General features: G+C 32.8%; 12 protein-coding genes. 4 read left to right on the top strand and 8 right to left on the bottom strand.

Features of this window, described 5'->3' with window-relative positions; genetic code table 11:
* Positions 1-48: 48 nt before the first annotated feature.
* From FLACOL7796_RS12480 to FLACOL7796_RS12490, 3 genes are all read right to left on the bottom strand, one after another.
* Positions 49-453 (bottom strand): hypothetical protein, encoded by a 405-nt coding sequence (locus tag FLACOL7796_RS12480; RefSeq protein WP_173971105.1) that lies wholly within the window; start codon positions 451-453, stop codon positions 49-51.
* A 67-nt stretch (positions 454-520) separates the two neighbouring features.
* Complete coding sequence (locus tag FLACOL7796_RS12485) at positions 521-1,420, bottom strand: patatin-like phospholipase family protein (RefSeq protein WP_173971106.1); 900 nt, start codon at positions 1,418-1,420, stop codon at positions 521-523.
* Positions 1,421-1,559: 139 nt separating this feature from the next.
* Positions 1,560-3,620 carry a M1 family metallopeptidase gene (locus FLACOL7796_RS12490; RefSeq protein WP_173971107.1) on the bottom strand — a complete coding sequence of 687 codons (2,061 nt, stop codon included), beginning with the start codon at positions 3,618-3,620 and terminating at the stop codon, positions 1,560-1,562.
* A gap of 67 nt (positions 3,621-3,687) precedes the next feature.
* On the opposite strand from FLACOL7796_RS12490, the gene FLACOL7796_RS12495 reads away from it, so the two are divergent.
* Together FLACOL7796_RS12495 and FLACOL7796_RS12500 are read left to right on the top strand one after the other, a co-directional pair.
* Positions 3,688-4,452 carry a Dph6-related ATP pyrophosphatase gene (locus FLACOL7796_RS12495; RefSeq protein ID WP_173971108.1) on the top strand — a complete coding sequence of 255 codons (765 nt, stop codon included), beginning with the start codon at positions 3,688-3,690 and terminating at the stop codon, positions 4,450-4,452.
* Positions 4,453-4,500: 48 nt separating this feature from the next.
* The gene (locus FLACOL7796_RS12500; protein WP_173971109.1) at positions 4,501-5,007 is read left to right on the top strand and encodes an MBL fold metallo-hydrolase; all 507 of its coding nucleotides are present in this window, start codon (positions 4,501-4,503) and stop codon (positions 5,005-5,007) included.
* 128 nt (positions 5,008-5,135) lie between these two features.
* Here the strand turns inward: FLACOL7796_RS12500 and FLACOL7796_RS12505 are convergent, their stop codons facing one another.
* A complete protein-coding gene (locus FLACOL7796_RS12505; protein WP_173971110.1) occupies positions 5,136-5,675 on the bottom strand; it encodes a DUF1697 domain-containing protein in 540 nt (179 codons plus the stop codon).
* A 50-nt stretch (positions 5,676-5,725) separates the two neighbouring features.
* Positions 5,726-7,489, bottom strand: a complete 1,764-nt coding sequence (locus FLACOL7796_RS12510; RefSeq protein WP_173971111.1) for a hypothetical protein — start codon at positions 7,487-7,489, stop codon at positions 5,726-5,728.
* 221 nt (positions 7,490-7,710) lie between these two features.
* Here FLACOL7796_RS12510 and recG point away from each other — a divergent pair, with 221 nt between their 5' ends.
* Entirely contained in the window at positions 7,711-9,819 is a 2,109-nt protein-coding gene (recG, locus tag FLACOL7796_RS12515; RefSeq protein ID WP_173971112.1) for an ATP-dependent DNA helicase RecG, read from the top strand.
* Positions 9,820-10,160: 341 nt separating this feature from the next.
* Here recG and FLACOL7796_RS12520 read toward each other — a convergent pair whose 3' ends face one another.
* The 3 genes from FLACOL7796_RS12520 to FLACOL7796_RS12530 all read right to left on the bottom strand — a co-directional run bounded on the left by FLACOL7796_RS12520 (position 10,161) and on the right by FLACOL7796_RS12530 (position 12,341).
* Positions 10,161-10,763, bottom strand: a complete 603-nt coding sequence (locus tag FLACOL7796_RS12520; protein ID WP_173971113.1) for a PAS domain-containing protein — start codon at positions 10,761-10,763, stop codon at positions 10,161-10,163.
* Positions 10,764-10,852: 89 nt separating this feature from the next.
* Positions 10,853-11,713 (bottom strand): histidine kinase, encoded by an 861-nt coding sequence (locus tag FLACOL7796_RS12525; RefSeq protein WP_173971114.1) that lies wholly within the window; start codon positions 11,711-11,713, stop codon positions 10,853-10,855.
* A gap of 31 nt (positions 11,714-11,744) precedes the next feature.
* On the bottom strand, positions 11,745-12,341 hold the full coding sequence (locus tag FLACOL7796_RS12530; RefSeq protein ID WP_173971115.1) for a peroxiredoxin family protein: 597 nt from the start codon (positions 12,339-12,341) through the stop codon (positions 11,745-11,747).
* A gap of 562 nt (positions 12,342-12,903) precedes the next feature.
* Between FLACOL7796_RS12530 and FLACOL7796_RS12535 the strand changes: the two genes are divergently transcribed.
* Entirely contained in the window at positions 12,904-13,965 is a 1,062-nt protein-coding gene (locus tag FLACOL7796_RS12535) for an efflux RND transporter periplasmic adaptor subunit (protein WP_173971116.1), read from the top strand.
* Positions 13,966-14,002 lie beyond the last annotated feature (37 nt).

Below are 14,002 nucleotides of genomic sequence, written 5' to 3' on the forward strand. Positions count from 1 at the left end.
TAATAAAAGGATTAGAATTATATTTTTCAAAATCAATTTATAAAATTATTAAAACCTGCTTTCTAAATAATTTATATTATTATCAGCCAAAGCTTTTAAATATCCAATTGTTGTCTCTTTGCTTTGATCAAGCAAGTCAGAGGTATAATTATTATTTAATTTTTCGCTAAAACCAAACCAGGTTTTTTGAACTTTTGGCCTTTTAAAAAAGATGTAAAATTCATATTGATCCGGAGTTCCAATAGCAGAAATCGCTAAAGCATTTTTATTGCTTAAATTCTCAAATTCAATCGAAGGAGAGTAATAAACATTTTTTGCATTCTCCATTTTTTCTAAATGCAACTTCCACGGAAAACGCTCAAATATTTGCACTATTTCCGAAGAATCAATCTTTCCCTTTTCAATAATTTCAGGATTTACAGGCTCGCAAATGCTATATCTAAAATTGCTCATTTTCTATTCTTTATATTCTCTTAGTTAAATTTTTAGGTTATTTCAATCTAAAATCTAAATTCTAAAATTAGCGATTATCACTCATAACCTCAGACTTATTCTGAGCATATTCATAACCTTGCTCCCACCATTCTTTCATTACTTCTTTATTAAAAATCAAAGCATTATCTGTTAGTTTTGTGGGCGTGTAATATAAGTTAAGTTTTACATTCTTATTGTTTGCCATTAGTTTTCCTATGGCAATATCATGTTTTTCAACCTGATCTAATGCAATTCGGAACAAGTCGATCATTAACGAAAACGGATTTTTACCAATAACGGTTTTATTCATATTGACTTCGGTTTCCAGAATAATTACATCAATTTCGGTGGCTCCGCGATTAATCGCCTCACGAATAGGAACCAAGCTCGAAAATCCTCCGTCGCCATATTCGAAATTATCTTTCTCGACCAAACTCATAAACGGAACATAATTACTTGAAATCCAAGACCAATCGCAAAACTCTTCGTAAGTACAATCTTTTATCGATTTATATTCTGATTCGTTTTTGGTAAAATTGGTAACAGTAATCACAACATCGTTTTTTAATTTCTTTAGTTTATTAAAATCCGATAACGAGAAGTTGTTTCTAATGTATTTCTTTAATCCTTTACTTTCTCCAAAAGTTCTTTTTCCTTTAAAAAACTGACGCAGTACATTGAAGTGATTTATCGTTACGATATCGACCCCATCTTTAGTTTTAACTACAAACGGACAAATATTAAAAATACTTGCCATAGTAACATTGGTATAAACAGAATGAATTTTTTTGATGTGACCTAACGCCAAATGCGGAATAAGTAAGCTACCTGTAGAAGTTCCTATAAAAAGATCATATTCGTGATTTTTCTCTTCTATTAAATATTGCGCTACACCACCGGCAAACGCGCCTTTACTTCCTCCACCAGAAATAACCAATGCTCTCATAAATATTATTGTAGGTTTTGTTTTTGGATAATCTTTTAAGAAAATAGAATCAAGAGTAAAAAATAAAGACTAAAATCCATCATCTTTATTCTATTTTCTATTCTCTTGCATCTTTCTTCTTGCTTCTATTCTCTATAATCTACTCTTTCAACAAACGATTCAATTGAAATTGTTCTTCGGGGTTCAAATTAGGCAAAATTCTTTCAAACGAAGCACGCATTTCTGAATTTTTTAATAAAACGCGTATCGTATCTCTTCCGTACTTTGAAAATTGCCACATATGATGCGTCGTCGCACTAACTAAATTACTCAAAACCTGATCGTTAATTATTTTAAAAGCGATAAGTTTTTCAAGTGCATTTTGTCTCGTTGTAGCTTCGTATTTTGTAGACGAAAATGAAATTAATTCATTGACTAAAGCCTCTGGATTTTCGCTATAATTGGGAGTTGATAATGCTAATGAAAGCCACAAAGTGCGAAGATTAAAATCATTAAAACCAACCCAATCTTTAGATTTATTTAAATATGCTGTTCGATGCTCGGGGAAATTTCTCCATAAATAAAACAAGGCTATTTCCTGTGTTTGATATGATTTATCGTCTAGTAAAGTTTCATAATTTGTTCTGAAATCTTCCGGAATTTTAGACAATGAACTAGCAACAGCCTGACGAACCTGTACATTATTGGTTTGCAACGCTATTAGCAAAAGTTCTTTTTTTGCCTCGTATTTTTCAGGTTCAATCTGACTCACAATTGCTTCTTTTACAGTTTCGTAAACATCAGATTCTAATGTATTTTTTAAAAACTCTATTTTCTCTGGTAATGGTGTCTTCTTTAATTTATCTACTTCTAAACGAGTCTGAATTGCTTTGTTTTTGCTCAATAAAGCATTTGCTGCAGGCGTATCAAAAGCAGTAGATTCTAACCAGGTTTTCTGAAATTGATCAAGATCAAAATCAGATACTTTTTTTATTTCGTCGAAGAAATTTTGAGTATTTACATTTTGATAAGCATACTTTTTCAAGTAACTTTTTATGGCTTTTTTGAATGCTTTATCGCCAATAGATTCGTGCAAAACGAATAAAGCCCAGGCTCCTTTTTCGTAAAAAGTAAGTGAACTTGCTTTGGCATTCAGAACCGGAATCGAATCGTTTCTAGAAGCGAATTTAATTTGCTGGGCCGTTTCGTATAATTTTGAATAGAAAAAATCTTCGCCATAAATCTCTCTTTCGGCTAATGCTGCATAGTACGTTGCAAAACCTTCCTGAAGCCAATGATGTTTACTGCTTTCAGCCGTAATTAAATCTCCAAACCAGTGATGCGCCAATTCGTGAGCGTCAACATTTGTATAGTTTCTATCTGTAAAACCTATTGAGTCTACTACATAACGGGTTGCAAAAAGCGTTGTCGTGGTGTTTTCCATTCCTGCGTATAAGAAATCACGAACCGGAATTTCTCTATAAATCCCCCACGGATATTTAACGCTTATTTCTTTTTCTAAAAAATCAAAAATACGTTTTGAGTATCTGTAAGTAGGTTCAAAACGATTTGCATCTTTATTTTCTAAATAATATTCTAGCGGAATTTTAGATTTTGCCTTAAATTCTTTTTTGTCATATTTTCCAATGGCAAGCATCAACAAGTACGAACTCATAGGATTTTGCATTTGGTATTGCCAATGCGTTGAATTTCCTTCTGATTTTTTTTCTTTTAAAATTCCGTTTGAAACAACCTGATAATCAATATCGTAAGTAACTCCTAAACTAAAAATAACTTTTTCGTTTACATCGTCGAAACTAGGAAACCAATTACTGGTATATCTTCCCTGACCTTGTGTCCAGATTTGAGTTTCTGAATTATCAATATTTACAAAATAAAGAGCCTGTTTTGGTTTAACCGAATATTCAAAAGTTAGACGATTTTCACCTTTTTCAAAATGATTCACAATTTGTAGTTCCTTGCCTGTGTTGATATAAAGAACGTCTTTATTGTCAATCTGAACATGAGAAAACTCCATGTTTTTAGCATCGATTTTAATGGTATCAATTGGTTTTAAAACCTCAAAACGATAATCGACAGTTCCTGAAACTGATTTTTCGACGGCATTTAATTTCAATTGTCCTGAAACCGATTTAAAATCGACAAATTGGGTTTGTTGTGCGAAAACGAAACTGGTGATAAAAAGAAAGATGTATTTCATTGAAATAAATTTGAAGGCGAAAATCCAAAGTTACAAAGGTTTCACCAACAAATCGAATGAAATTTGTATGTTTACCTTAGAAAATTATAACAACGTGCCTACACCTCAAAAAGCTATATTTAACTGGAGCAGCGGAAAAGATTCTGCTCTGGCATTGTATAAAACATTACAAAATCCTGATTTTAAAATCGAATATTTACTTACGAGCGTCAATCAGCAATTTCAGCGAATTTCAATGCATGGTGTTCGTGTCGAATTGTTAGAAGCTCAGGCAAAAAGCATTGGTTTGCCGCTTAAAATCATGCAAATTCCTGAAATACCTACCATGGAAGTGTATGAAAATGTGATGACCAAAACTTTAAGCGAATTAAAAAACGAAGGAATTACACATTCTGTTTTTGGTGATATTTTCCTTGAAGATCTACGTAAATACCGAGAAGATCAATTGCTTAAAATTGGTTTTGAAGCTGTTTTTCCTTTATGGAAAATTCCAACGAAGGATTTGATTCAGGAGTTTATTTCCTTAGGATTTAAAACAATTGTGGTTTGTGTAAACGAACGTTATCTGGATAAAAGTTTTGTGGGCCGAATTATCGATCAGGAATTTATAACTGATTTACCTGAAAATGTAGATGTTTGCGGAGAAAACGGCGAATTTCATACCTTTACTTTTGATGGTCCTATTTTTTCCGAACCTATTCAATTTGAAATTGGAGAAATTGTTTATCGCAAATATGAACAACCCAAAACGGAAGATTCCTCAAATACCGTTTGTGATACCAATACCAGTGAAGTTTTTGATTTTGGGTTTTGGTATTGTGATTTAATCTAGTATTTGGTTTCAAAATAAAATATTATTTTTACTTAAAATCATCGTAATATGCCTGCAAAACAGAAAGATGTAAAAATAGAGAAAGTGCTATCTTTCCTGAACGAAATAGGAATTGATGTCGTTGAAAAAGAGCTTGAGGATACTTTTTTACCAGGATTAAGTTTGGGTTCCAATTGCATTTATATCGATTATGATAAATTATTATATCCTGGCGATATCTTACACGAAGCAGGACATTTGGCAGTTACCACTTCTTCCGAAAGAAAATTAGTTGGTTCAAGCGAAATGTCACCAGAATGGCCTACTCAGTCTGAAGAAATAGTGGCGATTCTATGGTCTTTTGCTGCGGCAAATCATCTGCAATTGCCTTTAGATTTTGTATTTCATCCTAATGGTTACAAAGGCGATTCGGATTGGTTTATTTCGAATTTTAGCAATAAAAATTACATAGGATTACCCTTTTTAGAATGGATTGGACTTACCTTAAGCGATGATCGCGCACTTAAAGAAGGTAAGGAAGCTTTTCCTGTAATGCAAAAATGGTTAAGAGATTAGTAATTAGAAAATTTGGCAATTAGAAAATGAGATAATGATGTTGTTATCTTTATCTGATAATTCAAAAATCAGTAAATTGATTTTTGAATTATCTAATTATCACATTTTCTAATTATCTAATTATCTAATTAAAAGTTATACAATTCAAGCAAATTAGTTACTGTATTCCAGTTTCTGATTGTTGCGGTAACATTTAGTTTTTTCTCAATATACTTTTGATCAAATCTTGTTTTTCCTGCTCCAACGGCGTATTTAATAAAAATTCTGTTTCCATCAATACTAGCTTCGTCTGGCTTGAACTGACTGATTTTTAAATCGTTTATATTTTCGCTTTTTAAAGCTACCGAAACAAAAGCAACATATAGTTTTTTAGTGTCAACATCTTTTTCCTTTAAAAAAGGACTGTTTTTAAAACACAATTCCAGATCTTCTTTGGTAATGACGATCGTAGGAACTTCATGTCCGAATACTTTAAAAATTTCCTGTTTGATCATGAAACCCACTTTTGCAGCATCTTCTTCGCTGTCTACAAAAACATTTCCGGATTGTAGATACGTGCGGACATTTTGAAAACCAATATTTTCTAACATTGCTTTCAAAGCCTCCATTTTCATCATGTTGTGGCCAGAAACGTTGATTCCGCGTAAGAGTGCTAAATGTGTTGTCATTACTTAAGTTTTGTTCAAAGATAAAAATTCATTTGGTGATTATAGAAGAACTACTCTTCATCTTCTCCAATTTCTATATCAAAACTGATTAAGAAGTCGTTTAATCGTTTTTTATATTTTGCTTTGGCCTCGTTTACAATCTCTTCCGTTCCTTCGTTTGTTTCTATTGGATCAAGATTAAATTCTTTTTTAACCCATTGCTGAAACTCTTCTTTATTTTCATTTTCTTCGTAATATTCCTCATCTTTAAAAAAATAAGCCGAATCAAAATCAACTGAAATTTCTGTATCTAAAGTTAAAAGATGAATTAATTTGCGTGTGTTTTCGGCTACGACATGAATACCACCTTCATCTCCAAAAACAACTATAGGACAATTCTTTAAATCATTGTCTATAACCCAATAAGCATAAGAACTTCCGGAACCATTTGCTCCTGCAAATTCAATAAAACTATTGTAAAATTCTTCTTTTTCAGACCAGGTTTTTATTCCTGTTTTTTCATTTGTTATAGTAAGTCCAAAACATTGAGAATAGGTTTCTGCACTAAATTCCTGTTCGAATTCATATAATTTTAATAAATCTTCTGGTATAGCATAGTTACCAAACTGAACAGAAAAATCTTCTAATGAAAAACTGCTGTCATACTCAGCATATTCTGTTTCATCTTCATCATTATCTTCTTCTTCAGAAGTTGCTGCCGTAAGCACTTCAAAAGCTTTAATAACAGCACATTTTACACAGAACATTTCAATTCCGGGAGCTGTTTCATTGTTAGCCCATTGGTATTTTGGATTTCCATCTTCATGTAAATATTCTAATAAAAGCGTAATTTCTTCGGTATCATGACACCACAAAGCGCGTAATCTAATATTAAAACCATTTGCAATATCTTCAGAAATCTGACTGTATTTCTTTCCTTGGTATTCAAACGGAATAAACGAATACTCATTTCCTTCACTTTCTTTGCTGATTTTGCCTATAAATTCCTGTTCAGACAAAACGTTGATTATTTCTATAAACTGATCTCGAAAATTAGTATACATATACTTTTCCGTTTTTTCGTAATCAAGAATCGAAAGCCCTTGTTTAAAGGCGTCTTCGTGATAATTATTTCCTAAAATCTCTGTTCCATAATCTGAAATTTCGATAAAAGAATCATGTACAATATCTGATAATTTATGAGTCGACGGAAAGTAATTTTCAATGGTCATCACTGCTCCATTTTCATCCGCAACATTACTGCATATTAAAATATCAGGTCGGTTTGCACTAATTATCGCCTGAACATCTGTAAAACGTTCAAAATGCATGAGCATATCATCGCTATAAATTAACCAGGCTGTAACATCGCCTTTTACAAAAAGTTCTCCGTGATTGTATTCTCCTAAAAGCGCATCACATTGTACACCGCCTCCCAAATAATGCACGCTTCCAAACAGAGTAATATTTACGCTTGTTGTTTCTCCCAAAACGATTAAAGCGGGCGAATTATCTGTATCAAAAGAACTTATAAGTTTTTTAACCGCAAGATTTCCTTTAAAAATAAATCCTAATATAAAAACATCAGGATGTTCTTCTGTACTAAAATCCATTTCAAACGAATCCATTTCTACATCATCTTCTGCTAACAGAAAAATTGGATTTTCTTCATAGTCAGGAAAACGCCAGGTATCTTCAAAGACATTATAGATTTTTTCGTCGTTAAAATTGGTAAGATTTCCAATAATATCGTGAGCTGCGTGTCGATTAATCACTTTAAATGTAACGCCGGCAAACTCTAAGGTTTCAAAAGGAACTTTTTCTTCGTTAATCATATCAAGAGCTTATATTTTAAACATTTAACAAATCTAATAATTATCTTTATTTGTTAAAATACTTATTCAATTATTTCAGGCTTTCAAATTTCCTATTTTAAATTTATCTTCGCTTTTCTAAAAGAGAACCGAAAATAGAAGAAAGAATACGGATCAAAATCTTTTTTCTTCACTCTATATTTTTTGTTCTATTATCTATATTCTAAAATCTAAAATAATTAATGTCTAATAATCTCCTGGAAACCCCAATCGAATACTTAAAAGGTGTTGGCCCAAGTCGCGGTCAATTGCTTCGTAAGGAATTGGGTATTCATAAATACAGGGATTTAGTTAATTTTTTTCCGAACCGATATATCGACAGAACGCGTTATTATAAGATAAACGAACTGCAAAATACCGGTGCCGAAGTTCAGATTATTGGAAAAATCATCAATATAAAAACAGTCGAATTTGCTAAAAACAAAAAAAGACTGGTGGCCACTTTCGTGGATGATACCGGGCAAATTGACTTAAACTGGTTTCAGGGCCACAAATGGATTCGGGAAAGTTTAAAACTCAATGAAGTTTGTGTTATTTTTGGAAAATGTTCGCTTTACGGAAGTCAGTTTAGTATGGCGCATCCCGAAATTGAATTGTTGAGCGAGCACGAAAAAAGCCTTCGTTCTGCCATGCAGCCTGTTTATCCTTCAACTGAAACCCTGACAAATAGAGGGATTTCAAATCGTACGATTAATAAGATGATGGAGCAATTGTTTCTTGAAACACAGGCATTATTTACAGAAACTTTTCCTCCTTATTTAATAGAAGAATTAAAGCTAATTTCGAAAAGAGCTGCTTTATTCAACATACATTTTCCTAAAAGCACTGACGCTTTGGCGAAAGCCCAATTTCGATTGAAATTTGAAGAATTGTTCTTTATTCAGTTGCAATTGATTACTAAAAACCTCATTAGAAAACACAAAATAAAAGGTCATCCTTTTACAAAAGTGGGGGAGTTTTTTAATGATTTTTACCAGCATCATTTGCCGTTTCAACTTACAAACGCTCAAAAACGAGTGGTAAAAGAAATTCGTTCAGACATGGGTAGTAATGCCCAAATGAACCGATTACTACAAGGAGACGTAGGTTCAGGAAAAACAATTGTGGCTTTTTTGAGCATGCTTCTGGCTATCGACAATGGTTTTCAGGCTTGTTTGATGGCGCCAACAGAAATTCTTGCCAATCAGCATTTTATTGGATTATCTGAGTTGGCTCAAACTTTAAACCTTAATATAAAAATATTAACCGGATCTACTAAAATTGCAGCGCGAAGAATAATTCACGAGGAACTCGAAAACGGAAGTTTACATATTCTTATTGGTACTCATGCTTTACTTGAAGACAAAGTAAAATTTCAGAACTTAGGTTTGGCCGTAATTGACGAACAACATCGTTTTGGAGTAGAACAAAGATCGAAATTGTGGAAGAAAAACGACATTCCGCCACACGTTTTGGTCATGACCGCCACTCCTATCCCGAGAACTTTAGCGATGAGTTTATACGGAGATTTAGATATTTCGGTAATTGATGAGTTGCCTCCGGGCAGAAAACCCATTCAGACTGTACATCGTTTTGATAGTAACCGATTGAAGGTGTGGAAATTCCTAAGGGATGAAATTGCTTTGGGAAGACAAATTTATATCGTTTATCCGTTGATTCAGGAATCTGAAAAAATGGATTACAAGGATTTAATGGACGGTTACGAAAGTATATCACGTGATTTTCCATTACCTCAATATTCGATTTCGATCTTGCACGGCAAAATGAAACCTGCTGATAAAGATGCCGAAATGAAACGTTTCTCTGAAGGAAAAACGAACATTATGGTGGCGACTACTGTAATTGAAGTAGGTGTAAATGTACCTAACGCGAGTGTAATGATTATTGAAAGCGCAGAACGTTTTGGATTGTCTCAACTACACCAATTGCGTGGCCGTGTAGGTCGTGGTGCCGAACAAAGTTATTGTATTTTAATGACAGGCCACAAATTAAGTGACGACAGTAAAACCCGAATGCAAACCATGGTGCAAACCAATGATGGTTTCGAAATTGCCGAAGTAGACCTTAAACTACGTGGCCCGGGAGATTTAATGGGAACGCAGCAAAGTGGTGTTTTGAACCTTCAAATTGCTGATATTGTTCGCGATCGCGAGATTTTAGGCCTCGCCAGAAACTACGCCATGAAAATCTTAAAAGAAGACGGTCCTTTGCAAAAACCAGAACACGCGATACTAAAAGCTGTTTTTATCGAGCTCACGAAGAAGAAAAATATTTGGAATTATATTAGTTAAGGTTCTAAGGCTCTAAGTTGCTAAGGTTCTGAGTTTTCTTTGTAGAGGCGCACAGCAGTGCGTCTAACACGGGGTATGAGTAATTGGAACGTAAACGCGCTGATGTGCGTTTCTATAGAAAAATATTTTGAATGTCTCTGTTTTCTTAAAATAACAAAAAACAAAAAGGAAAAAAACTTAGAACCTTAGCAACTTAGAAACTCAGAAGCTTAGAAAAAAATATACTTCACTGCAATAATCTAAACATTCAATAACTTTTTCAGGGTGATTTAGATTTGTTGGGGGACAAATTTTAAGTTTGAATTTTCAGTTACGCAATGAAGCATATAGTATTGTATTGCTTATTTTTTAGGCGTGGTTTTCTTTTCGAATAATCCGCTAAAAAGACCTTTGCTTATTTTATTTTTATCATCTTTTCCGGTTGCGATCAGATGATCAACATATTCGTTGTACGTTTTTTTTCGCTCTTCGAGAAAACCTATTAAGTAATCTTCTGAAGCGCCGAGACCGCTAACTTCTTCGATATGAAGCAGTTTTTTATATAAAGGCTCGATAAACTTGGTTATGATTTCTTCAGGAACTGATTTGCGGGTACCAAAATAACCGGCAATTTCGCCATCGCCATCAGCAATTATTTTAAAATCGGTCACTACCCAATAATACCTTCCGGTCTTCGACATGTTTTTAATAATTACATGGATATTCTCGCTCGATTTTATGCTATCCCACATAAATTTAAAAATCACTTTAGGCATATCAGGATGACGTATAACATTGTGAGGCTGACCAATTAGCTCATGTTCGTCATATCCTGATACGTCAATAAAGTTTTCGTTAGCATATAAAATAGTTCCTTTTGTGTCTGTTTTACTTAATAATACTTTAGTTTTATTCCAATCAACTTCTCTGTCTGATGGAGTCGGGCGATTAAATCTGATATCCATAATTTTTGTATTTTAAATTAATATGCAATTGTATTTTGCGTATAAACTGAGGCCTGTAAAGTATTGTATAATTAAGTTTTATATATCGATTAACTTTGGCCTCTGCTATTTGTTGATTTAACGTGAATATCATTCACTAAATCGTCAATTTTTTTAGCACTTTCTCTCATCATTTCCAGATAGCTCAAAAGCTGATCATTATCTGTATGTCCTTTAGAAACATCAATAAGTTTTAAAACTGAATTAACAGGCATTTTTAAATCAAGAGTAGTTCTGTGAATGAAATCATTGTAATCTTTTGTAGCGCTCATCGAACTGTATTTTGCAGAAGCTAGTTTGATGTTTTCTAATTCATACTCATCAGAAATTTTCGAAATATGATTTTGGCTGTGTTCTTTAAAATAATACGCCCAATATCCGTTCATGAAGAAAACAACTGCGGCTAAAACGACATGAATAATAAAAGTTTCTAAATCGAAATTGACCTGCGAAAAATACAATTGTAATCCTTTTGGATCCGTATAAATATAGTTTTGCATATACGCCAAAGCACCGTGATGCAAAACCACCAAAAGTGTAAGCGGAATTTGCAGCTTCCAGTTTTGATAGATAATTAAAATAGTGCTGGCAATAAAAACTGTAAAATGCATTTCGAATAATCCGTGCATCTGATAGATATACTGCGCCATAAATATCGCCAGAACAACCGCTAAAACGTATTGATAAAAATTAGAATTTTTAATGAAAAATTTAGCCGAATAGTACAATAAAAGATTCAATGTCCCTACTCCAACTCCAATTTCAAATGTGTCGTACTTAAAGGCTAATGCAATTCCAAGAAGGAAATAAATAGCAAGAACATAATTGATAATCGTATCTGATTTTTGTGTCATCGTAGACATAAAATTGTGCAGATAATCACGTTCATTCAAACTGGCTTTTGTTTTCATAAATTAAAGAGATTTAGGTTAAGAAATAGATTTATTTAGTGCATTTTGGTAGCGAACATCCATAAGCTCTCAGAGCTAAAGCATCAAACGAAGGGGTCTTGGTTTGTTTTAATAAAGCGTCAATTGCCATTTGCGCATAATTACTGTCTTCATTGGTGCAATATCTTGTTTTGTTGTAGTTTCCGCGGTAATACAAATCTCCCGAAGTATCAATAATAACAGCCTGAGGCGTAGAAAAAACACCACAGCTTTTGGCTATGCCTTCATCAAAATAAACGGGGATTTTAGCATCAAATTTCTCCTGAATTTCTTCTATCGTAAAGTTCTTTAGTTTATTAAGAACCACAATCTTAAAATTTACCTGATCTCCGTATTTCTTAATCAAACCACTTACATGAGGAATATTAAAGCGGGAACAAGGGCAGTCAGGATTAAAAAAGTGAATAAAAACTGGTCTGGTATCTGTAGAGCAACACTTCAGATCAATTTTACTTCCCATGGCTATATCATGGTAGTTTTTAGGAACTGGTGTAGGTAAACTATATTTAAATTCGTTTTGCCAGAATAAAACTGAAATAGCAGCGCACAACAATAGCATCCATAAGCCAACAAGTAATTTTCTTAGCATAAAAGGCAGATTTTAGGGTTACAATAAAAAAATGTTTAAACGATTGTTAAATAATTTATTTTAATATGAAATAATTTTAACTTAAAAACAAATAAAAAACCTACACATTTTATCGCTTAATACCCAAAAACATTACTATTCGTACAAAAAAATCATCATTTTGTTTAAGCATATCAATGTTACGAATAAAATCGATAAACTGCAAAAAAAATCAGACAAAATGCTAAAATTTTCATAAAAGAAAGAATAAGATTACTTTATATAAATTTTTCAAGTAAAAATACGTAAGCAAAAACATATAAAAATGACTAAAACACACACTAAAAGATAGTTAGCGAAAATCATAAAAATAAAAATCATAAAATAAATTCAACACGATTAAACCATTTTACAGAAAGCATATCTAATTACAAAAAAACGGCGGATACCGCTGTTAAAAGACATTTAAAATTAATATTATACAAGTGTTAAATAAAACCCAACATCTTTCGTTTTCGTTTCAAAAAGTTAAATTTGTAGGCTTACTAAAAACACATACCCAAAAAACATTTACCTCAATTTTATGAAAGTAAAAAACCTTATTTATGCCTTGCTGATTATATGCATCGGAGGATTTATAACCTATAGAATAGTTTCTAATAAAAAGAAAAACGAAGAATCTAAAAATTTTGGCGGCAAGGATAAGCCAACTACAGTTACAGGCATTGTTGTAAAAACAGCTACTTTCGATAATAACCTGTCACTTTCAGGATCTATTGAGGCAAATGAACAAATCGAAATTCACAGTGAGGTTTCGGGAATTGTTGAAGGAATTTATTTTACTGAAGGTAGTTTTGTAAATAAAGGTCAGGTTCTTTTTAAGGTAAATGATATTGAACTTAAAGCACAATTAAGACAGGCAGTAACCAAAGAAGGTCTGGCTGCTGAAAACGAAAGAAGAGCAAAATTATTACTTCAGAAAGAAGCGATAAGTCAGGAAGAATTTGATATTGCAAATGCTGATTATGCTTCGATGAAAGCACAAACGCAATTAATAAAAGCTCAAATTGCAAAAACTTCGGTAAAAGCGCCATTCTCAGGTAAAATTGGTTTGCGCTCTATATCTCCGGGAACGTATATTACGCCAACCGTTTTGGTGGCTAAATTGGTAAATACAGGAAAATTAAAAATTACATTTTCAATCCCTGAAAAATATGCTGCACAAGTAAAATCAGGTTCAACAATCGATTTTTCGGTTTCGGGATCAGATAAAGTATACAATGCTAAAATTTATGCCATCGAACCGGAAGTTGAAGTTGCTACCCGTACTTTAAAAATTCGCGCTATTGCAGATAATATTGACGGAAAACTTTTCCCTGGAACTTTTGCTGATGTAAAATTACCATTAAACATCATCAAAGACGCTATTGTTGTTCCAACTGAAGCTATTATTCCGGTACAAAGCGGTAAAAAAGTTTATATTGCCAATATGGGCAAAGCCAAAGAAGTAATGGTTGATGCTGCTACAAGAACTGATTCTTCTATTTTGATTTTGTCAGGATTAAAAGCCGGAGATACTTTGATTACCAGCGGTGTAATGTCGTTAAAAAATGAAGCGCCAATAAAAGTTCAAGTAAAAAAATAGATTTTTTGAGTTATGAGTTTTGAATTATAAATTATGA

It is taken from the genome of Flavobacterium bizetiae, assembly GCF_902804475.1.
Lineage (GTDB): Bacteria > Bacteroidota > Bacteroidia > Flavobacteriales > Flavobacteriaceae > Flavobacterium > Flavobacterium bizetiae.

What these genes read in the sequence shown, in the direction of transcription:
- FLACOL7796_RS12500 (WP_173971109.1), top strand. Translation starts at nt 4,501, where the DNA reads ATGCCTGCAAAACAGAAAGATGTAAAAATAGAGAAAGTGCTATCTTTC.
- FLACOL7796_RS12485 (WP_173971106.1), bottom strand. Translation starts at nt 1,420, where the DNA reads ATGAGAGCATTGGTTATTTCTGGTGGAGGAAGTAAAGGCGCGTTTGCC.
- FLACOL7796_RS12535 (WP_173971116.1), top strand. Translation starts at nt 12,904, where the DNA reads ATGAAAGTAAAAAACCTTATTTATGCCTTGCTGATTATATGCATCGGA.
- recG (WP_173971112.1), top strand. Translation starts at nt 7,711, where the DNA reads ATGTCTAATAATCTCCTGGAAACCCCAATCGAATACTTAAAAGGTGTT.
- FLACOL7796_RS12480 (WP_173971105.1), bottom strand. Translation starts at nt 453, where the DNA reads ATGAGCAATTTTAGATATAGCATTTGCGAGCCTGTAAATCCTGAAATT.
- FLACOL7796_RS12510 (WP_173971111.1), bottom strand. Translation starts at nt 7,489, where the DNA reads ATGATTAACGAAGAAAAAGTTCCTTTTGAAACCTTAGAGTTTGCCGGC.
- FLACOL7796_RS12520 (WP_173971113.1), bottom strand. Translation starts at nt 10,763, where the DNA reads ATGGATATCAGATTTAATCGCCCGACTCCATCAGACAGAGAAGTTGAT.
- FLACOL7796_RS12490 (WP_173971107.1), bottom strand. Translation starts at nt 3,620, where the DNA reads ATGAAATACATCTTTCTTTTTATCACCAGTTTCGTTTTCGCACAACAA.
- FLACOL7796_RS12525 (WP_173971114.1), bottom strand. Translation starts at nt 11,713, where the DNA reads ATGAAAACAAAAGCCAGTTTGAATGAACGTGATTATCTGCACAATTTT.
- FLACOL7796_RS12530 (WP_173971115.1), bottom strand. Translation starts at nt 12,341, where the DNA reads ATGCTAAGAAAATTACTTGTTGGCTTATGGATGCTATTGTTGTGCGCT.
- FLACOL7796_RS12505 (WP_173971110.1), bottom strand. Translation starts at nt 5,675, where the DNA reads ATGACAACACATTTAGCACTCTTACGCGGAATCAACGTTTCTGGCCAC.
- FLACOL7796_RS12495 (WP_173971108.1), top strand. Translation starts at nt 3,688, where the DNA reads ATGTTTACCTTAGAAAATTATAACAACGTGCCTACACCTCAAAAAGCT.